We start from the raw sequence: 25,615 nt of genomic DNA on the forward strand, positions 1-25,615 counted from the left end.
GCTGGAACCGCGAAAGGGTATGTCTCCTCCCCGCGCCCGTGCGGAGATCTACCCTTTCGCGGTTCTCTTCTCGGGAGGGCTCGGGACCTCAACCGGAGGGGAGGACGCGGGCGTGCGGCATCCGCTCGCGCATCACGGCGACCGCCTCGGGGTTGTGGTCGACGAGCACGGCGTCGCGACCGAGCGCCGAGGCGACGGCGCCGGTCGTGCCGCTGCCCGCGAAGAAGTCGAGCACACGATCGCCCGGCCGCGACGAAGCCTGCACGATGCGGCGGAGCACGCCCTCGGGCTTCTGCGTCGGGTACCCGGTCTTCTCGCGCCCGGTCGTCGGCACGATCGTGTGCCACCACACGTCGGTCGGGAGCTTGCCCCGCTCGGCCTTCTCGGGCGTGACGAGCCCGGGCGCCATGTAGGGCTCGCGGTCGACGGCATCCGAGTCGAACCAGTACGCCTTCGGATCCTTCACGTAGACGAGGATCGTGTCGTGCTTGGTCGGCCAGCGCTTGCGCGTCTTCGCACCGTAGTCGTAGGCCCAGATCAGTTCATTGAGGAAGCGCTCGCGCCCGACCAGCGCGTCCATCAGCACCTTGGCGTAGTGCGCCTCGCGGTAGTCGAGGTGCAGATACAGCGTGCCGTCGTCGGCGAGCAGCCGCCACGCCTCGAGCAGCCGGGGCTCGAGGAACCCCCAGTAGTCGTCGAACCGGTCGTCGTAGGCGCGGAGGTCGCCGCGGATCCGCTCGTACTCGCGCCCGTGGAACCCGCGCCGCACGATGCCGTCGCCGCGCGGCTCGGGGCCCGACACGGGGGACGGATGCCGCGACCTGGCCGTCTCGATCGAACGCTCCTGCGGGCGGCCGGTGTTGAACGGCGGGTCGAGGTAGATCAGGGTGAACGCGCCGTCGGGCAGCCGCCGGATGACCTCGAGGTTGTCGCCCTCGTGGATCTCCACGGAACCCGGAACCGGAGCCCCGCCCGCCGCTGAGGCCGCACCCGGACCTCGCGCGCTCCCGGGGGCCGCCGCGCTGCCACGGGCCTCAGCCCCAGCCGCAGCCGTCGCGCTCCCGGGGGCGGTCGCACTGCCGGGGGCATCCGTTCCGCCCGCAGCCGAGCTCACGCGCGCCGGCCCGTCACGGGACCCGGCGCAGCCACGCGTCGGTCGCGAACTTGGACTCCACGAGCGCCTCGGCCTCGGCGTACTCGTCGTCGGTGATGCGACCGGGGACGGCGCCGTAGAGGTTGGCGAACGTCTCCTCGAGCTTGGCGATGATGGCCTCGCGAGGCAGGCCGGTCTGGCGGCGCAGCGGGTCGACGCGCTTGGCCGCCGAGGTCGTGCCCTTGTCGCTGAGCTTCTCGCGGCCGATGCGCAGCACCTCGGTCATCATCTGACCGTCCATGTCGTAGCTGAGCGTCGCGTGGTGCAGCACTCCCCCGTTCGCGAGCCGCTTCTGCGCCGCGCCGCCGATCTTGCCCTGGGGCGAGGCGATGTCGTTGAGCGGCTGGTAGGTCGCCTCGACACCCAGCGCCCGCAGCGCCTGCAGCACCCAGTCATCGAGGAACGCGTACGAGTCGGCGAACGTGAGTCCGGCGACGAGGGATGCCGGCACGTAGAGGGAGTAGGTGACGATCGAGTTGGCGCCCATCATCATCGCGCCGCCGCCCGAGATGCGGCGGACCACGTCGAAGCCGTGCCTCGAGGCGCCCTCGGGATCGACCTCGTTGCGGAGGGACTGGAACGAGCCGATCACGACGGCGTTCTCGTCCCACTCCCAGATCCGCAGCGTCGGACGCCGTCGACCGTCGCCGACGCGGCCGGTGAGGACCTCGTCGAGCGCGAGGTTCATGCGCGGCGAGACGGGCTTGTCGTGCACGATCTCCCAGTCGAAATCCCGCCAGCCGGGCGCGGTCACGAGGGCCCGGCGCACCGCGGTGCCGACCGCCTCGGGGGTGAAGCCCAGCAGCTGCGCCCCGCGCGGAAGGGCGGACCGCACAGCGGCGGCGATGGTCGCGACGTCCGACTCGATCGGCAGTCCGTTGACGGCGGCATCGATGTCGCCGAGCGCGTCGTCGGGCTCGAGGAAGAAGTCGCCTGCGAGGTGGAAGTCCGCGATGCGGCCGTCGCGCTCCTCGAGGTCGACGACGACGAGCTTTCCGCCGGGCACCTTGTATTCGCCGTGCATGCGTTCAGCCTATTGCCGGGGCGCCGGAGGCCGGGCGGCCACCCAGGGCGCGCAGGCCGGGCGCCGCCCGAAGGCGACGCCCGGCCGACCAGGTCAGTTGATCCCGGGGATCACCAGCCACCGGTTGACGAGCACGATCCACAGTGCGATGACCGCGAGAGCCGCGATCGCGATGCCGATGCCCTGACGGCCGCGGAGCAGGAGCCCCACGACGATCACGATGAGCGTCGCGATCGCCAGCACGAGCGACCCGAACGGGATGCCGGGCAGGAACAGCGACAGGATGAAGAGCGCCGCGACGACGATCTCGATGATGCCGACGACGGTGTTGCCCTTGCCGCGCACCCGGAGGATGCCGTCGAAGAGGGCGAGCGCGCCGCCGATGAGCGCGATGAGCAGGAGCCAGCTGAGGGTGATCAAGGTGGGGGGAACCTTTCGCGAGGGATGCCGCGGCAACCGCCGCGGCGCCGGTCAGCCTATCGACGCGCGGCACCGGGCCTCCGAAACAAGCCGGGGCTGGACGCGGCACCCGCGGGACTGGTAAGAGGCGGCGACGACGGGGCGAGGCATCCGTCATCGCCGCCTCTCAGGAGTGCGGCACGCGCCTTGCTATGAGGTGCAGGCCCGCCCGTCGAGAAGGAACTGCCACGGCGTGCTGGCCGCGCCCTTCGCGTGGATCACCGTGTCGGGCGCGTTGCCACCCTTCTTGGTCGTGCCCGAGACGCTCACCGTGCCGTCGGACTGCGTGACGGTGGCGCGCGTGGCCTTCGTCACGGTCTGGCCGTCCGGTACGGCGAACGCGAGCGTCCACCGGTCGGCGACGACGCCCGACAGGCGCACCGTCGCAGAGAAGGCGACCTCCTCGCCGTCGGCGGCCCACTCGACATGGCAGTCGAGCGGCGCGATCGGCGGGTTCGCGAGGGCGATGAGCTCGCGCGCCTGCTCGACGAACCACTGACCGGCCGCGGGGTCCTCCATGCCGCGCTCCGGATCGAGCGGTCCCGCCGTGCCGCGGTAGCACTTGCCGTCGGACTCGCCCGGCACCTTGATCCACAGGTACGCGTCCACGAGGGGCGCACCCGTCGTCGTGTCGGGGCGGGTGCCCAGGCCGCGATCCGGCGGGTTGCACCAGTCTTCGTGCGTGTCGCCGTACAGGCCTTCGTGGTTCCAGGGCCCGAGGCCGTTGCGGCTGGTGTCGATGACGAAGTGCGTGGTGGCCTCGACATCGCCGAGGATCGCCGCGTAGCGCGAATCGACGCCACTCGTGTTCAGCGCGGGGTCGGCGGCATCTGCGCTCCATTCGCCGTACGGCGACATGGCCACACCTTGCCAATCGGTCGCAGGGCCGCCGTTCCAGTACTGGTTGCCGCACGAGCCGAAGTCACCCGGGTTGACCTGCGCGGCGTAGGCGATGCACTGCGACACCCAGGTGCCGTATGCGGTGTTGTTCGCGGTGAACTGGTAGTTGGACGCGTTGAGGAAGAACCCGTCTGCGTCCTGCACGCCGGCCTTGATCAGACGGTCCGAGATCTCGCCGACGTTGAGCCACGCCGAGCTGGTGCCGTCGAGATATACGGATGCTTCGGGCAGAGCGCCGATCGCATCCACGGCGTGGTTCAGCTGGGTGAAGCGGTCGGCGGCAGCTGTGTCGGCGGGCACCTCGGCCGGCTGGCACCACTCCATCTGCCCGTCGAGCGTGACGTAGTGCGGGATGATGCCGAGGCCGTCGGGCTCGAGGATCACGGTGGCGGCACGATCCCCGATGCCGGCGGTGAACCCGTCGATCCAGGCGTTGTACGCCGCGGTGTCCGCCGCTCCGCCCGCCGAGTACTGCGCGCAGTCGCGGTAGGGCAGGTTGTAGGCGACGAGCACCGGCATGCGGCCCTGCGCGGCGGCAGCGGTGACCACGTCATCGACCGCCGCCTCGACCTCGGCCGGCGTGCCCGAGGTGAACCAGTCCGCGGACGGGATCGAGCCCAGCAACTGGGCGTCGTCCCGCGCCTGTCCGGTGAGGGACTGGGCGGCTTCGAGGGTCGTGCTCCACGGGTTGACGTAGAGCTCGGAGCCGACGAGGTCGCCGTCCGGTTCGTCGGCGGCAGCCGCGGTCGCGCTCAGCGGCACGGCGAGCCCCACCGCGAGTGCAGCAGCGGCGCCCAGTGCCCAGGCGCGCTGTGGCGGACGCGCGCGGAGTCTGGCGAGTGGGTGGGTCATGTGGGCCTCCTGGTCGTCGTCGACCTCCGGGCACCGTCGCCCGGGGAGCGGCACTGCGGGACTGACGGCTCGCCGGACATCCGAACCCGACGTGGGAGCGCTCCCATAGTGACCACTGCGGCCAGGATGACTCATCAGCCGCCGGTCGTCAACGGTGGAAGCGGGACAGCCGAGCCAGCCGGAGGCAGCGGCCGGGTTCAGTCCCGGGCGGGCACGGTCCGATCGAGCCACGCGAGCAGATCGGCGCGGACATCCTGCTGCATGACTTCGTTGAAGATCTCGTGGCGCGCCTCCGGGTAGACGAGCGTCGTCACGTCGGTGAAGCCGGAGCGCGTGCGATACGCATCGGCGAGCCTGTGCACGCTGCGCGGCCCGCCCACCGTGTCGTCGCGGCCCACCATGAGGAGCGTCGGGATGTCGCGACCGAGGTTCTTGCGGGGCAGACCGTACATGCGAAGCGAGTCCAGCACGCCGATCAGCTTGATCGGCTCTTCGCTGGTCGTGAGCGGATCGTCCAGGAAAGCACGCCCCACCGACAGATCACTCGAGAGCCACTCGGTGCCCATCGCGTCGGGACCGTCCCAGGGCTTGTTCAGTCCGCTGGTGTGGATCGATCCCGGCATGCGCAGCGCTGAGCCTGTAAGAATCAGTCCGTCGTACGACTGGGGATGCAGGTTCACGAGCATCTGAGCGAGCACCGACCCGCCGGAGTGCCCCAGCAGCACGAGCGGCAGATCGGGGTTCTCGGCGCGGACCTGCTCGGTGAACTGCCACATCGCGGCGAGCGCTGCCCGCAGGCCACCGGGCCCGAGATGTCCGAGCAGGGCGACGTCGCCGCCGTGCTGGGTCATGCCGGTGCGACCGTGGCCGCGGTGGTCGGCGGCCCACACGGCGTAGCCGTGCGCGGTGAGCGCGTCAACCAGCACGGCGTACCGCCCGGCGTGCTCGCCGACGCCGTGCAGCAGCTGCACGACCGCCCGCGGTTCGGTCTTCGCCGGGTGGACGTCGAAGAAGATCGTGATGCCGTGCGCATCGATGAACTCGGGCATGCGCAGAAGTCTAGGTGCGGGACGCCGACGCCCCGCGCACGAACCCGGGAGGCGGCACCGGTCCATTTTCTTTAGCAGGACTAATGAGCTATGCTAAGTAATCGCATGAACAGCAACGTGATCCCCATTCCAGCCACCGGCACCGACCCGGGCGACCAGCCCGACCTCTCCCCCGCCGCATCGCAGCTGCGGATCGCCACGTTCCGCCTGGCCCGGCGGATGCGCACGCAGCGCGCCGTCGACTCGATGAGCGACGGCCAGTTCGCCGTTCTGGCGGCCCTGCGCGTGCACGGCGCGCACACCCTCGGCGAGCTCGCCGAGCGCGAGCGCGTGTCGGCGCCTTCCATGAACCGCACCGTCAACTGCCTGCAGGAATCCGGCTACATCGTCCGCGCCGCCGACGAGCGCGACGGCCGCAAGGTCGTCATCTCGCTGACGCCCGACGGCGAGGCCGTGGTCGAAGAGACGGCACGCCGCCGCGACGCGTGGGTCGAGGCATCCCTCGCCGAACTCACGCCCGCCGAGCGCGACACCATCGCCGCAGCCGCCGAGATCATGCAGCGGATGGTGGCGCGATGAGCGCCATGTTCCGGTCGTTCTCGGCCTTCAACTACCGCGTCTGGTTCATCGGCGCCCTGGTGTCGAACATCGGCGCATGGATGCAGGCGACGGCCATCAGCTGGGTCGTGCTGACCGAGCTGACGTCCAACGACGCCGCCGCCATGGGTGTCACGATGGCGCTGCAGTTCGCTCCGCCGCTGCTGCTGGTGGGCGTCACCGGGCTCGTCGCGGACCGCTTCGACCGCCGCAAGCTCCTCCTCCTCACACAGAGCCTGCTGCTGCTGCTCGGCGTCGCCATCGGCGCGCTCATCTTCGCCGGCGTGATGACGCTGCCGATCATGTACGGCTTCGCGCTGGCACTCGGTGTCGTCGCGGCCTTCGACAACCCGGCGCGACAGACATTCGTATCCGACCTCGTCGCGCGTGAGAACGCCTCCAACGCCGTCGCCCTGAATGCGGCGTCGTTCAATGGCGCGCGCATGATCGGCCCCGCGGTGGCGGGCATCGTGATCGTCGCCATCGGCACCGGGTGGGTGTTCGTGGCCAACGCCGTGACCTTCCTCGCCATGCTCGGCGCCCTCGTCCTGATCCGCACGAACGAGCTGGTGCCGCGCGTGAAGGCGCCGCAGTCGTCGCGCCTCGCCGACGGCGTGAGGTACGTCGCCCGGCGTCCCGACTTCATCGTGACCTTCGCGATGGTCTTCCTCATCGGCGCGTTCGGCATGAACTTCCCCATCCTGGCGTCGACGATGGCGGTCGAGTTCGGCAAGGAGGCCGACGGCTTCGGCCTGCTCAGCTCGATCCTCGCGATCGGCTCAGTCGCGGGCGCGCTGCTGGCCGCCCGTCGTGATCGGGCCCGCCTGCGCGTGCTCATCGTGGGCACGGCGATGTTCGGCGTCGCCGCGGTGGTGTCTGCGTTCATGCCCACGTACTGGATGTACGCCGCGACGCTGGTGTTCACGGGTTTCTCCGTCGTGACGATGATGGCGACGGCGAACGGCTACGTGCAGACCACGACCGACCCGGCGCTGCGCGGCCGCGTGCTGGCGCTGTACATGGCGATCCTGATGGGCGGGACGCCGATCGGCGCACCGATCGTCGGCTGGGTCGCCGCCGAGTTCGGCCCCCGCGCCGCGATCCTGGTCGGCGCTGCGGCCGCCTTCGTCGCCTTCGCGATCGGCGCGACGTGGCTGCTCGTCTCCGGCCGCCTGCACCGCCACGAGCGCAGGCGGTTCCGCCTGACGCTCGACGAGACGCGGCCGCTCAGCGTCGTCGTGCCCGAGGAGTTCAGCGACGAGGTCGCCGGCACCACGCCGATCCCGCTGCCGCGAGACGACGACGAGCTGCCCGCCCGCACCCGCGCTGCAAGCTGACCCCCTCCCGCCCCCGCACGCGGACGCGCGAAAGCGGAGATTTCCGCACGCTCCGGCGTGCGGAAATCTCCCCTGTCGCGGCTCCCGGCGGGGGGCGTCAGCGTGGGGCGGAGCTGGAGACGGCGAGGGACGCGACGGCGGGCGCGAGGCCTTCGGCAGTGACGGTCACGGTCGCCCGGCCCGGACCCGTCGGCCGGACGATCGCGAGCGCGCGCCCGTTGAAGGTCGTGACCGACGGACCGGCGAACGACTCCTCCGTGCGGATGCGGCCGGTGCCGAGGCCGACCAGTTCGGCATCGCCCTCGACCGACACCGTGACGAGGCGATCGGCGTCGGACGCGATGACTCCGTCGGTGTCGGCGAGCGAGACGGCCACGAACCCGAGACCGTCCACCGTGATCTGGGACTGCTCGACGGATGCCGTGAGCACGGGCTCTCCCGCCGTGCGCAGCGCCGTCCTGCCGACCTCGCGGCCACCGCTGCGGGCGACCGCGACGAGCTCGCCGGGCCGGTACTCCGTCTCGAACCGCGCGCGGAACGCCTTCTCGGCGCCGACCGTCGCCACGCCGAGCGAGACGCCGTCGCGGAGCAGCTCGACCTCCTCGGCGGGCGCATAGACGTCGACCGTGACGGGGACGCCGAGCTCGGCATCCCACGTCCACGACGACACCGAGTCGTCCCACGACCACGGCGTCGTCGCGGTCGGGCGGCCGTGGTGTCGCGGTGGATGCACCGTCAGATACGGCTCGGTGCGCAGCCCGAACACGATCTCGCGGTAGTACGAGACCGGGCGGCGGTGCCCGGTGATGTCGATGTCGCCGCAGCCGGCGAGCAGGTGCGGGTACGGGCCCGCCGTGCCGGTCGGCTCGTAGCCCGGCTCGTCGGTGTAGTCGACGCGGCCGATGCCGGCCTCGCCGAGATAGTCCCAGCCGGTCCACGTGAAGTCGCCGATGACGTGGTCGAGGCGCTCGACGAGCTCCCACATCTTCTCGATGCGCGACGGGAACGTCTCGGAGCCCACGATGATGCGGTTCGGGAACAGCTCGCCGTCCAGTTCATAGCGCGATTCGGCGTAGTTGAAGCCCACGACGTCGAGCACCGACGCCGATTCCTCGGTCGACTGCGTCACGAGCTCCGACGCGTTGGCCGCGGCCATCATGTCGCCCATCGCGGCCATCATCGTGTTCGGGTCGGAGGCGTCTGGCGCGGCCTCATCGCCGGGCGCGGCATCCGTCTCGAAGCGGCCGAGGTTGGCGATGATGCCGTTGATGCCGTTCGTCACCAGGCGGGTGTCGTCCAGGTCGCGGATCGCCTCGGCGAGGCGCCGGCTCCACGCGGACCCGGCCGGCGTCGCGAGCTCGAGGATCTCATTCCCGATCGAGTACATGATGACGCTCGGGTGGTTCAGGTCCTTCGCGACGAGGGCGTCGACGTCGTGACGCCAGCGTGCCGAAAAGCCCGGAGCCGCGTCGAAGGCGACCTTCGAACGGGTCCAGGTGTCGGTGAGCTCGTCCATCACGAACACGCCGTGCCGGTCGCACGCGTCGAGCATCGCGCGGCTCATCGGATTGTGGGCGCTCCGCAGCGCGTTGAACCCCGCCTCCTTGAGGAGGCGCACGCGCCGGTCCTCGGCGTCGGCGAACGTCGCCGCCCCGAGCGGCCCGCTGTCGTGGTGCACGCAGGCGCCCCGCAGCTTTACGCTCTCGCCGTTGATCCGCAGTCCGTGCCGCGCATCGACCTGCAGGCGACGGATGCCGAAGGTCGCGGCATCCGTGTCGATCACCTGTCCGTCCTCGTCGGCGAGGCTCGTGCGCACGCGGTGAAGCGAGGGCGACTGGTCGCTCCAGAGCGCGGGGCCCTCGACGGCGAGGCGCACGCGCGCCACCGCCTCGGAGCCGGGGAGCACCGTCACCGGCGCCGTGCCCGACGCGACGTCGGAGCCGTCCGGCGCCATCACCACCCAGGCGACGCGCAGCGTGCGGGTATGGCGCGAGGCGTTCCGCACCGTCGTCGCGATGCTCGCGATCGCGCGCTCGGCGTCAATGTCGGGCGTCGTCACGCGCGTGCCGTCGAGCGGGATGTGCACCGGATCGGCCACCACGAGGTGCACCGGCCGATAGATGCCCGCTCCGGAATACCACCGGCTGTCGCGGTGGGCGCGAGCTTCCACGGTGATCCGGTTCTGCTCCCCGTAGCGGAGGTAGGGGTCGAGCACGGCCTCGAACGCGTTGTAGCCGTTGGGCTCGTGCACGACCGCGTCGCCGTTCAGGAAGACGACGGCGTCGCGGTAGACGCCCTCGAACTCGAGCCGCACGGTCTTCTCCCGCCAGGCGTCCGGCACCTCGAACGTCTTGGCGTACTCGAACACGCCCCCGGGGACGTAGCCGGTGTGCACGCCCTGGTCGCTGTCGGCCGAGCGGGGGAGGTCGCGGACCGCATCGTGCGGCATGCGCACGGCGCGCGGCGCGGACTCGGCGGTCGCCGCCTCGAACGCGCCGAGCTTCGGCCCCACGGTCCAGCCGTCGAGGAAGGGCTCGCGGATCATGCCTCTGCTGCCTCGGTCGCTGCGCCGGTCGCCGGGAGGGCGGCAGCGCTGGTCTCGACGGCGTCGACGGATGCCGCAGCCGGCGACCGCGCGTCGAGCACCTGCTCGAGGCCGGCGAGGTCGTAACCGCTGACCATGCTGCGGAACGCCTCGGCGAGCGCCTCCGCCATGTCGGTGGACCCGGGGTCCAGCAGCCACTGCACCTGGAGCCCGTCCATGAGGGCGATGGTCGCTACGGCCGCGCGGCCGGGGTCGACACCCGGGTTGAGGCGTCCCGCCTCGGCGACGCGCCGGAACGACGCGGTGATGCTCTCGCGCACGGATTCGTAGCGATTCACGAAGTAGGCATGCGCCGGATGCGCCGGAGAAGTGGCCTCGGCCGACAGGGTGCAGTAGAGCTCGACGACCCCCGGAATCGAGGCGTTGTGCTCGGCGAGCGTCACCAGGCCGCGAAGCGCCTCGATACCGTCGGGCAGGTCGAAGTCGACGAGAGCGCGCGCCAGTTCGTCACGGTGATCGAGCACGGCCATCAGCAGCGCGCTCTTGCTGCGGAAGTGGTGCAGCAGTCCGGCCTCGCTCATGCCCACGCGCTCCGCGACCTCCCGCAGCGAGCCGGCCCGATAGCCGGACTCGGCGAACACTTCGAGGGCAGCGTCCAGGATCGCGGTGCGGGTCGCGGCGGATTTCGCATACTCGCCGCGGGGCTTGCGCATCCTCGTGGGAGCGGTCCCCTCCCGCTTCGCGGCGGAGGTCGTCTCGGTCATCGTCTCACCGTATCCCCGGGTCGTCTCGCGCACCGCCATCGGTGCCCGCCGGGGTCCTTCCTCTCCGTTCTATAACGAATTCCGAGTCTTCGCTAGTTTTTTGTTCTAAAAACCTAGCGCTCACTCGATATTGCTGTTAGCGTCTCCCGGCAAGTAGGCGATCCGCAGGGGTATCGCCACAGATGAAGGGACCAAGGATGTTCCGTTGGAAGGCCACAGCAGCCACCATCGCGATCGCCGCGATCGCCCTCACCGGCTGCGCCGGTGGCGGGGATGACTCCGGCACGAGCGATTCCGGCCGAGCCGACCGGCTCACCCTCACCGCCATCATCGGCCCGACGAGCTACGACATCGGTCAGGGCGCCGAGTACGGTAACCGCAGCCCGTTCTTCCAGGCGGTGTTCGACACGCTGCTGCAGAAGAACGGCGAGGGTGAGATCGAGCCCTGGCTCGCCACCGACTGGGAGTACAACGAAGACAACACGGTGCTCACGCTGACGCTCCGCGACGACGTCGAGTTCACCGACGGCACTCCGCTCGACGCCGAGGCCGTCGTCGGCAGCCTCGAGCGCTTCCGCGACGGCACCGCGCCGCAGGCCGCGACGCTCGTGGGCAAGGAGTTCGCGGCCGTCGACGCCACCACCGTCACGATCACCCAGCCCGCGCCCGACCCGTCGCTGGTCAACCTGCTGTCGATCGCACCCGGGCTGATCCAGGCACCCTCGACGTTCGACGACCCGGATTCGGCGACCGAGCCTGTCGGCTCCGGCCCCTACGTGCTCGACACGGCCGCCAGCGTCACCGGCACCACGTACGTCTACACGGCCAATCCCGAGTACTGGAACCCCGACGTGGTCAAGTACGACAACCTGACGATCAACGTCATCGAGGACCCCACCGCCACCCTGAACGCCCTCAAGGCGGGCGAGGCCAACGGCGCGAAGATCGTCAACAACGACACGATCCCCGAGATCGAGGCATCCGGCTGGACCATCGAGGCCAACGAGCTCGACTTCCAGGGCCTGCTGCTGTTCGACCGCGCCGGCACGATGGCGCCCGAGCTGGCCGACGTCAACGTCCGCAGGGCGATCAACATGGCGTTCGACCGCGAGGCGCTCCTCGAGGCGCTGCAGGCGGGCTACGGCACGGTGACCGAGCAGGTCTTCCCGACCACGTCGGTCGGCTACGACGAGGCACTCGACAGCACCTACGGGTACGACCCCGAAGGCGCCAAGGAGCTCCTCGCCGAGGCCGGGTACCCGGACGGGTTCACGCTGAACATGATGTCGACCGCAGCGTTCCAGACCACGTTCGACCTCGTCGCGCAGCAGCTCGCCGACATCGGGATCACGGTGAACTACACCGACCCCGGCACCGGCAACTTCATCACCGACATGCTCGCGCCGAAGTACCCGGCGACGTGGATGGCGCTGGAGCAGAACCCCGACTGGCAGCTGATCAACTTCATGATCGCGCCTGACGCGACCTTCAACCCGTTCCACTCGCAGGACCCACAGGTGGACGAGTACATCAGCACCATCCAGAACGGCACACAGGAAGAGGCCGACCAGGCGACGACGGACCTGAACGCCTGGATCGTCGAGAACGCCTGGTTCGCCCCGTTCTTCCGGGTGCAGGGAACCTACGCGGTCGACGCGAACACGGACCTCGAGTTCTGGCCGTCGAACGCCTACCCCTCGATCTTCGGATTCTCGCCGAAGAACTGAGTCCTCGCCCCGCCCGCGCGTCGCGCGCGGGCGGGGCGACACCACCCACGGGAAGCGACAGACATGCTTGCATTCATCCTCAGACGCCTGCTGTCCGGCGTCATCCTCATCGCGGTGATCTCCTTCCTCGCGTTCGTCCTCCTCTACGCGGCCGGAGGCGACATCCCGCGCCGCATCCTCGGAGAGAACGCGACCGCCGACACCGTCGCCAAGAAGGCCGAGGAACTGGGCCTCAACCGGCCGCTGCTGACCCAGTACTTCGACTGGCTGACGTCGGCGTTCACCGGCGACCTCGGCCGCAGCTGGTTCACCGGTGAGCTGGTCACGACGAGCGTCACCAATCGCGTCGCCGTGACGTTGTCGATCGTGATCGGCGCGACGGTGATCTCGGCGATCATCTCCGTCGTCGTGGGTGTCCTCGCCGCCCGGCGCGGCGGGGCCGTAGACGGCACCGTCCAGGTGTTCTCGCTCATCGGCTTCGCGATCCCCGGCTTCCTCATCGCCCTCTTCCTGGTGCTCGTCTTCGCGATCAACCTCGGCTGGTTCAAGGCGACGGGGTACATCCCGCTTGCGACATCGGTGCCAGGGTGGCTGTCGTCGGTCACGCTGCCGATCATCGCCCTGTCGATCGGCGCGATCGCGACCGTCACCCAGCAGGTGCGCGGCTCGGTCATCGACGCCATGTCCCGCGACTACGTGCGGACGCTCCGCTCGCGTGGGCTGAGCGCGAACTCGGTGGTCTACCGCCACGTGCTCCGCAACGCCGGCGGCCCCGCCCTCGCGGTGCTGGCCGTGCAGTTCATCGGCCTTCTCGGCGGCGCGGTGATCGTGGAGCAGGTCTTCGCCATCCCCGGCATGGGCCAGCTCACCGTCCGGGCGACGACGCTCGGCGACATCCCCGTCGTCATGGCCCTGGTGATCGTCTTCGCGATCATCGTCGTCGTCGTCAACCTCCTCATAGACCTCGCCCAAGCGGCGCTGAACCCGAAGGTGCGACTGTCATGACCGCTGTCGACGTTCCCCTCGCTGTCCCCGTCGCGCCGGTGCGCGTTGCGCTCTGGCGACGTCTCGTGCGGCGCCCCCTGGGACTCGCCTCCCTCCTCTTCCTCGCGTTCGTGGCGGTCATCGCGATCATCGGACCGTGGATCGCACCGCAGGACCCCAACTACGCCGACATCCGCAACGTGCTCTCGCCGCCCAGTGCCGAGCACATCCTCGGCACCGACGGCAGCGGTCGCGACGTGCTGTCGCGCCTGCTGGTGGCGACGCAGATCAGTGTCTCCGCCGCCCTCCTCGCTCTCGTCGTCGCCGTCGTCCTCGGCGTGACCAGCGGCCTCATCGCGGGCTACTACCAGGGCTGGTTCAACAGCACGGCGACGTGGGTGACCGAGCTGAACATGGCGCTTCCCGGCATCGTCGTGCTGCTGGCAGCCCGCGCGGTGCTGGGCCCGTCGGTGTGGATCTCGATGTTCATCTTCGGCATCCTGCTCGCCCCGGCGTTCTACCGCCTCGTGTACGCCTCCGTCACCGCGGTGCGCTCGGAGCTGTACGTCGACGCCGCACGCGTCTCGGGGCTCAGCGACACCCGCATCATCGGTCGCCACGTGCTGTCGGTCGTGCGCGCGCCCATCATCATCCAGGGGGCGATCATCGCGGGCATCGCCATCGCGATCCAGTCGGGACTGGAGTTCCTCGGCCTCGGCGACATCAGCGTCCCCACGTGGGGCCAGATGCTCAACGACGGGTTCAAGAACATCTACAAGGAGCCCATCCTGATGCTCTGGCCGTCGCTCGCGATCGGGCTCACGTGCATCGCGCTGACGCTCCTGGCCAATGTGATGCGCGACGAGCTCGAGCGCACGGTGTCCGTGCGGCGCAAGCGCCGCCGCGCCGTCGCCACCGCCACCGGCTCCATCGCAGCCGTCACCACGTCGCTCTCGACCGGCGGCGGAGACGTCGTCGACCTCGACGAGCCGCCGATCTTCGAGAGCTCCGGCGTCATCGTCCACCAGGACGACGTGCGCAGCAAGGCGAGCGAGAAGGTGCTGGAGGTCCGCGATCTCCGCGTCGGGTACGACCAGCCGGACGGCTCGCACATCGAGGTCGTCCACGGCGTCTCGCTCGACATCCGCAAGGGCGAGGTGCACGGTCTCATCGGCGAGTCGGGCTCGGGGAAGACCCAGACGGCCTTCGCCGTGCTGGGCCTGCTCCCCCGCGGCGGTCACGTCACCGCCGGCTCGATCCTGTACGAGGGCACCGAGCTCGCCGACGGCGACGAGCGCGCGTACGCCGGCGTCCGCGGCCAGCGCATCGGCTACATCCCGCAGGAGCCGATGTCGAACCTCGACCCCGCGTTCACGATCGGCAGCCAGCTGGTCGAGCCGCTGCGCAAGAACCACGGGCTCTCGAAGAGGGCCGCGACCGACCGCTCGCTCGAGCTGCTGGCGCGGGTCGGCATCCCGAACCCGAGGCGCACGTTCGACGCGTACCCGTTCGAAGTCTCGGGCGGCATGGCGCAGCGTGTGCTCATCGCCGGTGCTGTCTCGACCGATCCCGATCTGATCATCGCCGATGAGCCGACCACGGCCCTCGACGTGACCGTTCAGGCCGAGGTGCTCGAGCTGCTGCGCGACCTGCAGGCCGAGCGGCACATGGCCATGCTCCTCGTGACGCACAACTTCGGCGTCGTCGCCGATCTCTGCGACCACGTCACGGTCATGCAGAGCGGCCTGTTCGTCGAGCAGGGACCCGTGCGCGCGATCTTCAACGACGCGCAGCACCCCTACACGCGGGCGCTGCTGGACGCGATCCTCGACGAGGGTCCCGCCCGAGGCCCGCTCGTCGCGGTGCCCTCGAGCACAGCGCCGTCGAGCGCAGCGACCTCGAACGCACTGCCGTCGACCGAGAAGGGAGCACGAGCATGAGCACTCCGACGCCGCAGACGCCGCTGCTCGACATCAAGGACCTCGTCGTCGAGTACCCGGGCAAGGGCTTCCGCGCCCAGCCGTTCCGGGCGCTCAAGGGCGTCTCGCTCGACATCCTTCCGGGCGAGACCGTGGGACTTGTGGGCGAGTCGGGATCCGGCAAGACCACGCTGGGCCGGGCCGCACTAGGCCTCGCACCCGTCACCGAGGGCTCGATCCGGTACGAGGGCAAGGAGATCGCCCACCTGAAGAGGCAGGAGCGGCGCGCTCTCAGCTCCGAGATCCAGGTGGTGTTCCAGGACCCGTACTCGTCGCTGAATCCGTCCATGACGATCGAGCAGATCCTCACCGAGCCGCTGACCGCGGCCGGCGTCGCCGGGAAGGAGGCGAAGACCCGCGTGCACGACCTGCTCGACCAGGTCGGCCTCCCCGCCGACGCGCGCGGGCGCCTGCCGCGCGAGTTCTCGGGCGGCCAGCGCCAGCGCGTCGCGATCGCCCGGGCCCTCGCCCTGCGGCCGCGGCTCATCGTGTGCGACGAGCCGGTGTCGGCGCTGGATCTCTCAACCCAGGCGCGCGTGCTCGACCTGTTCATCGACATCCAGGACCGCACCGGCGTCGCCTACCTGTTCGTGACGCACGACCTCGCGGTGGTGCGCCACATCAGCCACCGGGTCGCCGTCATGTACCGCGGCGAGATCGTCGAGTCGGGCGACGGCGAGCGGGTCACCTCGCAGCCGGAGCACCCGTACACGCAGCGCCTGTTCATGGCCGCGCCGGTCCCCGACCCCGACAAGCAGGAGCAGCGTCGCATCGCGCGTCGCGCACTGCTCACCTCCGAAGCGGCCGCCGGCGCCGTCTGACGACTCGGATGCCGCAGCTCGGCCCGGCCCGTGGGTGGCGGGCTGCGGCATCCGTCCTCCTGACCCTCCTCTGAGAAAGAACCTCCCCCGATGACCGACATCGCCACGCACCCCGACGCGGTGCGCCACCTCGTTCCGCTGCTCGAGCGCCTGACACTCGAGCAGAAGGCGGCGCTCGTGCAGGGCGCCGACTTCTGGACCACCGTCCCGCTCCCCGAGATCGGGCTGCGCGCGATGACGCTGTCGGACGGCCCGGCGGGCGTCCGCGGTCCGCGCTGGGACGAGCGCGAGCCGTCGCTGAACCTGCCCTCGGGGTCGGCGCTGGCCGCGTCGTGGGACGTCGACCTGGCGTACCGGTACGGGGCGGCCGCGGCATCCGAAGCCCGCCGCAAGGGCGTCGACGTCGTGCTCGGGCCGACGATCAACCTCCATCGCTCGCCGCTCGGCGGCCGTCACTTCGAGTGCTTCAGCGAGGACCCGGAGCTGAGCGCGGAGCTCGCCGCCGCCTACGTGCGCGGCCTGCAAGACAACGGGGTCGCGGCCACGCCCAAGCACTACGTGGCCAACGACTCCGAGACCGACCGCTTCACCGTCGACGTCCAGGTCGCCGAGCGTGCGCTGCGGGAGCTGTATCTCGCGCCGTTCGAACGCGCAGTCGATGCCGGCGCCTGGACCCTCATGAGCGCCTACAACGCCGTCGACGGCGTGACGATGACCGAGAACGACCTGCTCGAGACGCCGCTCAACTCCGAGTGGGGATTCGACGGCGTCACCATCAGCGACTGGACCGCGGTGCGCTCGCTCGGCGCCGTGCCCGCCGCACAGGACCTCGCAATGCCGGGTCCCGCCCCCGCGTGGGCGGACCTCGTCGCGACGATCCGCGACGGGCACCTGAACGAGGCCGACCTCGACCGCAAGGTGCTGCGCCTGCTGCTGCTCGCGGAGCGGGTCGGCGCGCTCGGCGATGCCGCCCCGATCGAGCCGGCGCCGCTCGACGGCCCCCGCTTCGCGCGTGCCGCGGCGATCGAAGGCACCGTGCTCCTGCGCAACGAGGGCGTTCTTCCCCTGGATGCCGCCTCGCTCGGTCGCGTCGCCGTCATCGGCCAGAACGCGCGCGAGGCCCGGACGCAGGGCGGCGGCAGTGCCACCGTGATCCCCGAGGCCGTGGTCTCGCCCCTCGACGCGATCCGCGGCGCCGTGCCGGAAGCCGACGTGCGGTACGAGATCGGCGCCGTCGTGCAGGAGGGCGTCGCCGAGATCCCGCTCGCACAGCTGCGAAATCCGGCAACGGGCGAGGCGGGCATGCGCGTCGCGTTCTTCGACGCCGACGGCACCGAACTTTTCGCGGAGAACCGCCTCTCGACCGCCCTGGTCTGGTTCGGCGGCGACGCGCCGATCGCGGCGAGCGCGATGGTGGTGTTCGAAACGCTGTACACGCCCGCCGAGACCGGCGACATCGAGCTCGGCTTCGCCGGCGCGAACCCGGGGCGGCTGTTCGTGGACGAGCGCCTCGTGCTCGACGACGCACCCGTCATCGAGGGTTCCGACCTCGGCGCCGCGTTCCTGAACCCGCCGTCGATCACGGCGACGGTGGCCGTCGAGGCCGGCCGCGAGACGGCCGTGCGCGTCGAGTTCACGCGCGCCGCCGGCGGTGCGCTGTCGGGGGCGCTGAGCGCGACGCTCGGCATCGCCCCCGAGCGCACCGATCCCGCGGAGCTCATCGCCCGTGCGGCGGCGGAGGCCGCGGCATCCGATGTCGCGATCGTCGTCGTGGGCACCAACGCGAAGGTCGAGTCGGAGGGCTACGACCGCACCAGCCTCGACCTGCCCGGCCACCAGGACGACCTGGTGCGCGCGGTCGCGGCGACCGGGACGCCGACAGTCGTCGTGGTCAACGCCGGCTCGCCGGTCGCGCTGCCGTGGGCCGTCGACGTCGCGGCGGTCGTGCAGGGGTACTTCGGCGGGCAGGAGTTCGGGCACGCGATCGCCGACGTGCTCACCGGCGCCGCCGAGCCCGGCGGGCGACTGCCCACGACCTGGCCGGCCGCGCTCGCGGACGTGCCCGTCACGGAGGTGGTGCCCACCGACGGTCGTCTCGAGTACCGCGAGGGTCTGCACATCGGCTATCGCGCGTGGCTGAAGACGGATGCCGAGCCGGCGTTCCCGTTCGGCCACGGCCTCGGCTACACGACGTGGTCGTGGGGTGCGGCCCAGCGCGTGGGCGACGCCCTCGAGGTGACGCTCGCGAACACCGGCGACCGCGCCGGCAAGCAGGTCGTGCAGGTCTACGCCGAGCGCGCGGACTCCGCGGTGGAGCGCCCCGTGCGCTGGCTCGTCGGATTCGCGACGGTGCAGGCCGAGGCGGGCGAGACCGTCACCGCGCACGTTCCGGTGCCGGGGCGACGCCTGGCGCACTGGGACGGCGAGTGGGTCATCGAGCCCGGCGAGTACACGCTGCACGCCGGCGCCTCGGTAGCCGACCTGCCGCTTTCCGTGAACTGGTCCGCGGTGCAGTAGACGGCGGCCGGCGTGGGACGTTCGCAGAATCGCGCGAAACTCGGAGCGTCTCGCCGGATCCCTGCGAACGACGCGAGATTCTGCGAAGTTCGTACGCGGATGCCGCGCCTCGCCGCTGCCCACACCCCAGACCAGCTTCACCGACGAGAGGTACGCGATGAACGATGTGACCACCGAGAACCTGCGAGGACGCGCCGACGAACGCCTCGACGAGATCGTCGGCCGCCTCGACGGCTACCTGGCAGCCGACCCGGATCTGTCGTTCCAGGTCGCCGCGTTCCACGACGGCGTCGCGGTGCTCGATGCCTGGGGCGGCCCGCACCTCTCCGAGGAGTCGGTGATGGTGCCGTACTCGGTCACGAAGAACACCATCGGCCTCTCCGTAGGGCTCCTCGTCGAGCGCGGTGAGCTCGACCTCGACGAACGCGTCGCGCACTATTGGCCCGAATTCGCGGCGAAGGGCAAGGGTGCCGTCACGGTGCGGCAGCTGCTGTCGCACCAGGCCGGCATCCCGCAGGCGACCCCGCCGCTCACCTGGGAGGAGCTGCTGGATCATCACGCCGCGGCCGGGCGGCTCGCGGCCAGCCCGCCGTTCTGGCACCCGGGCTCGGCCTTCGGCTATCACGCGGTCACGATCGGAAACCTCGGCGACGAGCTCGTCTTCCGCGTGACGGGCCGCACGCTGCACGAGTACTACGAGCAGGAGATCCGCGCTCCGCACGGCATCGACTTCTTCCTCGGCCTGCCCAGCGGCCACGAGGAGCGACGGGTGCCGGTCCTGCCGATGATCCGTCCCGTGGCCGACACGACGACGATGCAGCCGACCGCCATCGGTCTGCACACCTGGGTGACGCCGGGGCCGCAGGTCGATCTCGCCAACGACGAGGCGAGCTGGCGATACGGCCATCCCGCGGGTTCGGGCACGGGCACCGCACGGGGACTGGCGCGCCTCTTCGCCGCCGCGGTCACGGGCGTCGACGGCAGCGCGCCCTTCCTCTCCCCCGACACCGTGTGGCAGATCGGCCAGCAGCAGGTGCACGGCACCGACGAGGTGCTGGGGCTGCCGGATCGCGCGCACGCGATCGTCTTCCAGAAGTCGACGTCGACCGTCTCCTTCGGCGGGCCGCGCGCATTCGGGCACGACGGCGCGATGGGCGCGCTGGCGTGTGTCGACCCCGACACCGGCATCGCCTTCGCCTGGACCATCGCCCGCGGCGCGTGGCCGGGCGGCGCCGACCCGCGCGCGGCCGCGCTCGCCGTCGAGCTCGGCCGCATCCTGCCGGCCTGAGCCACCTGCCGACGCATCCACCCGCCCACCCACCCACTACCCGCCCGATCCGAGAGGCACCCGTGACGACGCTGCACAACCCGCTGATCAACGGCTTCCACCCCGACTCGTCCGTCGTGGCCGTGGACGGCGCGTACTACCTCGCGACCTCGACGTTCGAGTACCTGCCGGGGATCCCCATCCATCGCTCCGTCGACTTCGAGACCTGGGAGCTGATCGGACACGTCGCCACGCGCCCCGGCCAGCTCGGCGTGGACGGCGTGCCGACGGGCGGCGGCGCCTGGGCCCCGACGATCCGCCACCACGGCGGCGTGTTCCACCTCGTCATCACCGACGCGATGGGGCGGGGCATGCTGCACTTCACGGCGACGGATGCCGCCGGGCCCTGGAGCGACGGCGACCTCCTTCTGAAGGCGGACGGCTCCGGCACGATCGAGGGCATCGACCCGGACATCGCATGGGATGCCGCGGGCACCTGCTACGTCACCTTCTCGGGCCTGCAGCTGAGCGGCGCTCTGGATCCGAACCAGCCGGCGCACCTCGGCATCCAGCAGGTGCGGGTCGACCTCGAATCGCATCGAGCCCTCGAAGAGCCGCGCTCGCTCTGGTCGGGCACGGGGCTGATGTTCCCCGAGGCGCCGCACCTCTACGAGATCGAGGGCGCGTGGTATCTCCTGATCGCGGAGGGCGGCACCGAACGCGGTCACGCCATCTCGATCGCGCGGGGCGACGCGCCCACGGGGCCGTTCACGGGGGCTCCGGACAACCCGCTCGTCTCGGCGCGGTCGACGCCGCGCCCGGTCCAGAACACCGGCCACGGCGACATTGTGCGCGGCCCCGGTGGTGAGTGGCTCTGCGTGCTGCTCGGTGTGCGGCCGCGCAGCGGCACGCGTGCGTTCTCGGCGCTCGGCCGCGAGACCTTCGTGACGCCGGTGACGTGGACCGACGGATGGCCGTCGATCGCCCCCGTGGAGCTCGCCCCGCGGCCCGGCACGCACGTCGAGATCGACTTCTCCCAGCCTCTCGACGGCGAGTGGATCGCGGTCCGCCGACTGCCGTCCGACGTCTCGACCGTCACCGACGGGCGCCTGGTGCTGACCGCCGACGGCAGCACCCTCGCCGCCCCGCAGCCGGTCTTCGTCGGGCGCCGTCAGGAGCACCTGACGAACGAGGTCACGGTGGCCCTCGACGTCTCGAACGGCATCGGTGGAATCGCGGTCCGGTACGACGAGGGCTTCCGCATCGAGCTCGAGGCCGGAGGCGCGGCGATCACCGCCCGCGCACTGATCGGCGGCCTGCGGCAGGAATGGGCGCATCCGTTCCAGGGCGGGTCGGTCGTCCTCCACCTCGCTTCCCGCAAACCCGCAGGCGGAGGCGGCATGCTTCCGACCAGCGACGTCTTCCATCTCGCCGCGACCATCGACGGCGAGCGCATCGAGCTCGCCGAGATCGACGGGCGCTTCCTGTCGTCCGAGGTCACCGAGTCCTTCACCGGCCGCGTCATCGGCGTCTACGCCGTCGACGGCGAGGTGGCCGTGTCGAGCTGGGTGGCCGACGGCGACGACGACTGACGGATGCCTCCACCCTCCGGGTGACGCAACACGTGGCCTCCGGTCGCCCGTAGCGGCGTGTCGTGCCACCCGAAGCACGAGCCTCGACGTGAACGGGTCGGACGCTAGGCGCCGGTGACGGTGACGATGACGCGCTGGTACGACTTCAGGGGGTACCCGGCAGCATCATCGGATGCCTCGGCGATGACGTGGATCGTGTCGCCGGGGTTCGCGCCGGCAGGCACTTGCACGGTCGTCTCGGGCCCGTCGACGGCGGCGAGCGCGGCATCCGTCGTCCCCGCGTCGTCGTAGATCCACCAGCGCACCCGCACGATGTCGCCGTCGGGGTCGTCGACGAGAGCCGACAGCCGCACCTCACCACCCGCCTCGACGCCGTGGTCGATCCCCTGCTCGATCGCCAGGACCGGGTGGTGGTTGGCGTCTTCGAAGCGGCGCGTGACACTCCACCGAAGGCGCGCGGCGAAGTCGGCCTGCGCATCGGCGAACCAGCGCACCACGGATCCCTCGTCGCCGCCGGGTCCGTTCGCGAGGTCGGCACCGTTCGGGTGGAAGGCGGCGTCGGTGAGACCCCACGTGTCGGCACCCTCTGACGTCGGCTCGTATCTGCCGCCCCAGCCGCCATAGGACGGATGCTCGTGCCCGCGCAGGCTCGGAACGAGCAGGTTCAGCATGTTCGTGCTGTCGCCCTCCGAGATCCACTCGCCGGCGGGCTGCGGGTCGATCCACACCTTGTACCCCTCTGCGCGGAGCTCGTCGGCGGACACCCCCGACAGGTGGAAGTAGTCGGTCATGTCGCCCGGCACCATCTGCCGCCCGTCGCCCCAGACGCGGTACAGCGCGCCGAGCGGGCCGACGCTCGTGACGTTCTCGCGCATCCACTCGGCACTCAGCAGCCCGTGCTGGGCGGCGGGGATGGTCCAGCGCGCCATGTAGCCCCAGGCGAGCGTGGCCACCTCGAGCACCCGGATGCCGGGCCAGACCGGCGCGATGTAGTCGTCGAACGTGCCGTCCTGCGAGGCGAACTTCGTGATGACCGCCTTCGCCGACACGGTGGCGTGCACGGCTTCCCAGTCAGGGGTGTCGCGGAACCGCTCCTCGATCGACCGCAGCGCACGGGCGACGGTGCTCGGTCCGGCCCACAGCTGCAGGAAGACGGGGCCCGGGCGATCGTCCAGCAGCACGTCGGCGATGAGGCGCGACCCGGGCGTCTCAGCGGAGGTGTCGCCCTCGAAGTCGACGTTGCCCTCGCGGATGACCGACCGCAGCCGCTCCGGGCTCGGAAAGCGCGGGTCATGCACCACGAGATTCGCGTGCGCCTGTGCGTAGGCGTCGACCGCATCGTCGATGAACCGCTCGCCCGGTGCCCATCGCCATGAGGTCTGCGGCTCGTCGTACTCGCGGTCGGGCAGGAAGAAGCTCGTGCCCGCTCCGTCGCCGCGCCAGTGGAACCGGCTGCTCGCGTAGATCAGGCCCTCGATCTCGAGCTCGTTGCTGTAGAGCAGGAACCGGATCATCGAGTTCAGGTCGTCGAGCTCGGGATCGGCGGTGACGATCGTCCGCGGCCGGGGGATGGTCGACGCGACGGGTGCGGGTGCCGTCATGAGAGCACCTCAGGCTCCCCCGGGGCGGCATGCGGCGCCGCCTGCCACCGTTCGAACTCGGCGAGCTTCAGATACATGTCCTCGAACATCAGCCGCGTGTCGACCCAGGTGTAGACCCGCATCGGCCGTGCACCGGCGACATCGCTGTAAGCACCGTCCTCGCCGAGCGCGGGCGTCGGTCGCCGGACGTATCGGCTCGAAGAGGGATCCGGCTCGAACACCGACTGCAGCGCGGTGAGCAGCACCAGCGGCGAGTCGCCGAGGGCGTACGTCTCCGACGCTCCGCCCAGATGCGAAGCGACCATCGCGCACACGTACGCGACCTCGTCGTAGAGGTAGCGGCCGAGCGGACCAGCCCCCGCCACGCGGACGCGCAGCTCGGCATCCGACACGAGACACTGGCGGTAGACGTCCCGCGGCACCTGCCACAGCGGGATCGTCGAGTCGTTGAACACGACCTGCCCGGCGACCGGGTCGATGAGCAGGTTGTACTCGACCGGCATGGGGTTCGGCGGCGGCACGGCAAGGCCGTCGTGCTCACCACCGCCGATCCACACGAGCGTCAGGCGCTCCGCGATGCGCGGATCGGTGAGGTACGCCGAGGCGATGTCGGTCAGGCCGCCGCCGGCGACGTAGAACAGCGGGCTCGAGACGTCATCGCGCAGGGCCTCGGCGATGATGGCGTCGACGGCCGGGGCGGGCTGTGGGCTCGAGCGGTCCGGCAGCGGGTCGTCCGACCCCGCGACGATGATGTCCGTGGACGTGAGTCCCATCCGCGAGAACACGTCACGGGCCACAGCCTCGGCGTTCTGCGCGCTGCGGCCGGAAGAGTCGAACGGGTCGTCGCCGCGCAGGTGGGAAGCCACGACGAGCCGGATGTCGACGCTCGGCGAGAGCAGGTGGTGCACCAGCTGGTAGAGGTCGTCGGGGTCGCCCGCGAAGTCGTTGTCGATGATGACGCGCGCACGCGGCCCGCCGACGGGAGGGATCTGCTGCCAGGGCGTCTCGCCCAGGCTCCAGGTGCGCGCGGGGCGGCCGGTCGGGCGGGGGCTTCCGCTCGGAATCTGCGTCATCGTCGACTTCCCTTTCGCCGCGTCGTCACGAACGATCTCGTCGGTAACTGTAACACCGGTTGACCAATCTCCGATGGTCCACGCCCCTCCTCGGGGACGCCGGCGTCAGCGCCGCTCGCGCACCCCGACGCGCTCGAGGTGCGCGTTCGTGAAGCGCCCGTCGGGGTCGAGACGCTCGAACACCGCGCGGGCGTCGGCCAGGCGGGGGTGGACGCGCTCCATGGCGGCACGGTCGAAGCCGTGCACCTTGCCCCAGTGCGGCCGCGCGTCGAACGGCTCGAGCGCCGCCTCGATGCGCCCCAGCGCGGCGGCCACGTCGTCGGGGTGATTGAACCACGTGAAGTGGATGATCACGACGTCGCGGCGGTAGGCGGGGCTCAGCCACAGCTCGTCGGCGGCAGCGGTGCGCAGCTCGGTCCAGATGAGATGGGAACGGATGCCGTCGTCCGGTGCTGACTGCTGGAACACGGCGCGCACCGCCCTCAGGGCGGCGGGCGCATCGGCGCGGGCGACGAAGTACTCGCTCTGGATCTCGTCGCCGAACGAGGGCTGGGCGTCGAGGCGGAAGTGCGGCAGCCGCAGCATCCACGGCCCCGGGACGCCGGCCAGTTCGGTGACGTTGTCCTCGACCCCGAGCGGCGAGTCGCCGGTGAGGGCACGGACGCCGTCGAAGACCGTGTCGGGCACGAGGTCGTCGTCGGCGTCGAGGCGCGTCTTGATCCACACGTAGCCGACCGACGGCTCCTCCCAGCGCGAGAAGACCGACACGCTGTACCCCGCCGAGGTGAGCTCGTCGTAGTGAGCGAGCGCGGCATCCCAGCTCACGCCGGTGTAGATGTCCTGCCGGACGCGGAAGGCGGGCTCGATGTCGAGCGTCAGCGACACGACGATGCCGTAGGCGCCGAGACCGACGACGAGCGCGTCGAAGTCGGGACCCCCCCGGCGCACCTCGTGCACCTCGCCGTCGGCGCCGACGTAGCGCAGGGCGCGGACGGATGCCGAGAGCACCGGATTCGCGTCGCCCGACCCGTGCGTACCCGTGGCGGTCGCACCGCCGACGTTGATGTGCGGGAGCGACCCCATGTTGCGCAGCGCCCAGCCGCGGTCGTCGAGCCATACGGCCAGCACGCCGTAGCGGATGCCGGCGGGCACGGTGACCGCCTGCGCGGCCTCGTCGAGCTCGAATTCGGCGGCGAACCCGGTCACGTCGACGAGCGTGCCGGTGGTGTCGGGCAGATCGGTGAACGAATGGCGCGTGCCCAGGGCGCGGACGCGCCCCGGCTCGCGGAGTACGCGGCGCACGTCGTCGGCCGACGTCGCGTCGACGATCCGCGGCGCGGAGTACTCGTACGTTCCAGCCCAATTGCGCGGCAT

Annotated in this window: 19 protein-coding genes; 9 read left to right on the top strand and 10 right to left on the bottom strand. The window is 70.8% G+C overall.

The window, feature by feature from the left end; genetic code table 11:
• Nucleotides 1-88: 88 nt before the first annotated feature.
• The 5 genes from B2K11_RS08015 to B2K11_RS08035 all read right to left on the bottom strand — a co-directional run bounded on the left by B2K11_RS08015 (nucleotide 89) and on the right by B2K11_RS08035 (nucleotide 5,437).
• Nucleotides 89-949: a site-specific DNA-methyltransferase gene (locus tag B2K11_RS08015; protein ID WP_163617746.1), complete on the bottom strand. Its 861-nt coding sequence runs from the start codon at nucleotides 947-949 to the stop codon at nucleotides 89-91.
• 178 nt (nucleotides 950-1,127) lie between these two features.
• Entirely contained in the window at nucleotides 1,128-2,177 is a 1,050-nt protein-coding gene (locus B2K11_RS08020; protein ID WP_163617747.1) for a biotin/lipoate A/B protein ligase family protein, read from the bottom strand.
• Nucleotides 2,178-2,270: 93 nt separating this feature from the next.
• Nucleotides 2,271-2,597 (bottom strand): hypothetical protein, encoded by a 327-nt coding sequence (locus B2K11_RS08025; RefSeq protein WP_163617748.1) that lies wholly within the window; start codon nucleotides 2,595-2,597, stop codon nucleotides 2,271-2,273.
• Nucleotides 2,598-2,786: 189 nt separating this feature from the next.
• Complete coding sequence (locus tag B2K11_RS08030) at nucleotides 2,787-4,388, bottom strand: glycoside hydrolase family 6 protein (RefSeq protein ID WP_163617749.1); 1,602 nt, start codon at nucleotides 4,386-4,388, stop codon at nucleotides 2,787-2,789.
• A 197-nt stretch (nucleotides 4,389-4,585) separates the two neighbouring features.
• Nucleotides 4,586-5,437 carry an alpha/beta hydrolase gene (locus B2K11_RS08035; RefSeq protein WP_163617750.1) on the bottom strand — a complete coding sequence of 284 codons (852 nt, stop codon included), beginning with the start codon at nucleotides 5,435-5,437 and terminating at the stop codon, nucleotides 4,586-4,588.
• Nucleotides 5,438-5,542: 105 nt separating this feature from the next.
• Here B2K11_RS08035 and B2K11_RS08040 point away from each other — a divergent pair, with 105 nt between their 5' ends.
• Together B2K11_RS08040 and B2K11_RS08045 are read left to right on the top strand one after the other, a co-directional pair.
• Nucleotides 5,543-6,016 carry a MarR family transcriptional regulator gene (locus B2K11_RS08040; RefSeq protein WP_163617751.1) on the top strand — a complete coding sequence of 158 codons (474 nt, stop codon included), beginning with the start codon at nucleotides 5,543-5,545 and terminating at the stop codon, nucleotides 6,014-6,016.
• The gene (locus B2K11_RS08045) at nucleotides 6,013-7,371 is read left to right on the top strand and encodes an MFS transporter (protein WP_163617752.1); all 1,359 of its coding nucleotides are present in this window, start codon (nucleotides 6,013-6,015) and stop codon (nucleotides 7,369-7,371) included. The genes B2K11_RS08040 and B2K11_RS08045 overlap by 4 nt, the downstream gene beginning before the upstream one ends.
• A gap of 97 nt (nucleotides 7,372-7,468) precedes the next feature.
• Here the strand turns inward: B2K11_RS08045 and B2K11_RS08050 are convergent, their stop codons facing one another.
• The gene (locus tag B2K11_RS08050) at nucleotides 7,469-9,916 is read right to left on the bottom strand and encodes a glycoside hydrolase family 2 TIM barrel-domain containing protein (protein ID WP_163617753.1); all 2,448 of its coding nucleotides are present in this window, start codon (nucleotides 9,914-9,916) and stop codon (nucleotides 7,469-7,471) included.
• Nucleotides 9,913-10,680, bottom strand: a complete 768-nt coding sequence (locus B2K11_RS08055) for a TetR/AcrR family transcriptional regulator (RefSeq protein ID WP_239525853.1) — start codon at nucleotides 10,678-10,680, stop codon at nucleotides 9,913-9,915. Before B2K11_RS08055 ends, B2K11_RS08050 begins: the two co-directional genes overlap by 4 nt.
• A 197-nt stretch (nucleotides 10,681-10,877) precedes the next feature.
• Here B2K11_RS08055 and B2K11_RS08060 point away from each other — a divergent pair, with 197 nt between their 5' ends.
• The 7 genes from B2K11_RS08060 (at nucleotide 10,878) to B2K11_RS08090 (ending at nucleotide 21,567) form a co-directional block, all read left to right on the top strand.
• Nucleotides 10,878-12,407, top strand: a complete 1,530-nt coding sequence (locus tag B2K11_RS08060; RefSeq protein ID WP_163617754.1) for an ABC transporter substrate-binding protein — start codon at nucleotides 10,878-10,880, stop codon at nucleotides 12,405-12,407.
• Nucleotides 12,408-12,470: 63 nt separating this feature from the next.
• Nucleotides 12,471-13,412: an ABC transporter permease gene (locus B2K11_RS08065; protein ID WP_163617755.1), complete on the top strand. Its 942-nt coding sequence runs from the start codon at nucleotides 12,471-12,473 to the stop codon at nucleotides 13,410-13,412.
• Entirely contained in the window at nucleotides 13,409-15,331 is a 1,923-nt protein-coding gene (locus tag B2K11_RS08070; protein ID WP_163617756.1) for a dipeptide/oligopeptide/nickel ABC transporter permease/ATP-binding protein, read from the top strand. Before B2K11_RS08065 ends, B2K11_RS08070 begins: the two co-directional genes overlap by 4 nt.
• Nucleotides 15,328-16,191 carry an ATP-binding cassette domain-containing protein gene (locus B2K11_RS08075; protein WP_163617757.1) on the top strand — a complete coding sequence of 288 codons (864 nt, stop codon included), beginning with the start codon at nucleotides 15,328-15,330 and terminating at the stop codon, nucleotides 16,189-16,191. Before B2K11_RS08070 ends, B2K11_RS08075 begins: the two co-directional genes overlap by 4 nt.
• Before the next feature lie 90 nt (nucleotides 16,192-16,281).
• Nucleotides 16,282-18,708 (top strand): glycoside hydrolase family 3 C-terminal domain-containing protein, encoded by a 2,427-nt coding sequence (locus B2K11_RS08080; protein WP_163617758.1) that lies wholly within the window; start codon nucleotides 16,282-16,284, stop codon nucleotides 18,706-18,708.
• A gap of 157 nt (nucleotides 18,709-18,865) precedes the next feature.
• Nucleotides 18,866-19,996: a serine hydrolase domain-containing protein gene (locus B2K11_RS08085; RefSeq protein WP_163617759.1), complete on the top strand. Its 1,131-nt coding sequence runs from the start codon at nucleotides 18,866-18,868 to the stop codon at nucleotides 19,994-19,996.
• A gap of 62 nt (nucleotides 19,997-20,058) precedes the next feature.
• Nucleotides 20,059-21,567, top strand: a complete 1,509-nt coding sequence (locus B2K11_RS08090; protein WP_163617760.1) for a glycoside hydrolase family 43 protein — start codon at nucleotides 20,059-20,061, stop codon at nucleotides 21,565-21,567.
• Nucleotides 21,568-21,671: 104 nt separating this feature from the next.
• Here B2K11_RS08090 and B2K11_RS08095 read toward each other — a convergent pair whose 3' ends face one another.
• The 3 genes from B2K11_RS08095 to B2K11_RS08105 all read right to left on the bottom strand — a co-directional run bounded on the left by B2K11_RS08095 (nucleotide 21,672) and on the right by B2K11_RS08105 (nucleotide 25,615).
• On the bottom strand, nucleotides 21,672-23,168 hold the full coding sequence (locus tag B2K11_RS08095; RefSeq protein WP_163617761.1) for a DUF1593 domain-containing protein: 1,497 nt from the start codon (nucleotides 23,166-23,168) through the stop codon (nucleotides 21,672-21,674).
• On the bottom strand, nucleotides 23,165-24,241 hold the full coding sequence (locus tag B2K11_RS08100) for a nucleoside hydrolase (RefSeq protein ID WP_163617762.1): 1,077 nt from the start codon (nucleotides 24,239-24,241) through the stop codon (nucleotides 23,165-23,167). The genes B2K11_RS08095 and B2K11_RS08100 overlap by 4 nt, the downstream gene beginning before the upstream one ends.
• A gap of 105 nt (nucleotides 24,242-24,346) precedes the next feature.
• A complete protein-coding gene (locus tag B2K11_RS08105) occupies nucleotides 24,347-25,615 on the bottom strand; it encodes a D-arabinono-1,4-lactone oxidase (protein ID WP_163617763.1) in 1,269 nt (422 codons plus the stop codon).

It is taken from the genome of Microbacterium sp. B35-30, from assembly GCF_010634855.1.
GTDB lineage: Bacteria > Actinomycetota > Actinomycetes > Actinomycetales > Microbacteriaceae > Microbacterium.

Bases quoted from the DNA above. Each gene is read 5' to 3' on its own strand.
- B2K11_RS08040 (WP_163617751.1), top strand. From the start codon at position 5,543: ATGAACAGCAACGTGATCCCCATTCCAGCCACCGGCACCGACCCGGGC.
- B2K11_RS08050 (WP_163617753.1), bottom strand. From the start codon at position 9,916: ATGATCCGCGAGCCCTTCCTCGACGGCTGGACCGTGGGGCCGAAGCTC.
- B2K11_RS08095 (WP_163617761.1), bottom strand. From the start codon at position 23,168: ATGACGGCACCCGCACCCGTCGCGTCGACCATCCCCCGGCCGCGGACG.
- B2K11_RS08070 (WP_163617756.1), top strand. From the start codon at position 13,409: ATGACCGCTGTCGACGTTCCCCTCGCTGTCCCCGTCGCGCCGGTGCGC.
- B2K11_RS08105 (WP_163617763.1), bottom strand. From the start codon at position 25,615: ATGCCGCGCAATTGGGCTGGAACGTACGAGTACTCCGCGCCGCGGATC.
- B2K11_RS08020 (WP_163617747.1), bottom strand. From the start codon at position 2,177: ATGCACGGCGAATACAAGGTGCCCGGCGGAAAGCTCGTCGTCGTCGAC.
- B2K11_RS08100 (WP_163617762.1), bottom strand. From the start codon at position 24,241: ATGACGCAGATTCCGAGCGGAAGCCCCCGCCCGACCGGCCGCCCCGCG.
- B2K11_RS08065 (WP_163617755.1), top strand. From the start codon at position 12,471: ATGCTTGCATTCATCCTCAGACGCCTGCTGTCCGGCGTCATCCTCATC.
- B2K11_RS08075 (WP_163617757.1), top strand. From the start codon at position 15,328: ATGAGCACTCCGACGCCGCAGACGCCGCTGCTCGACATCAAGGACCTC.
- B2K11_RS08030 (WP_163617749.1), bottom strand. From the start codon at position 4,388: ATGACCCACCCACTCGCCAGACTCCGCGCGCGTCCGCCACAGCGCGCC.
- B2K11_RS08045 (WP_163617752.1), top strand. From the start codon at position 6,013: ATGAGCGCCATGTTCCGGTCGTTCTCGGCCTTCAACTACCGCGTCTGG.
- B2K11_RS08055 (WP_239525853.1), bottom strand. From the start codon at position 10,680: ATGACCGAGACGACCTCCGCCGCGAAGCGGGAGGGGACCGCTCCCACG.
- B2K11_RS08085 (WP_163617759.1), top strand. From the start codon at position 18,866: ATGAACGATGTGACCACCGAGAACCTGCGAGGACGCGCCGACGAACGC.
- B2K11_RS08060 (WP_163617754.1), top strand. From the start codon at position 10,878: ATGTTCCGTTGGAAGGCCACAGCAGCCACCATCGCGATCGCCGCGATC.
- B2K11_RS08035 (WP_163617750.1), bottom strand. From the start codon at position 5,437: ATGCCCGAGTTCATCGATGCGCACGGCATCACGATCTTCTTCGACGTC.
- B2K11_RS08080 (WP_163617758.1), top strand. From the start codon at position 16,282: ATGACCGACATCGCCACGCACCCCGACGCGGTGCGCCACCTCGTTCCG.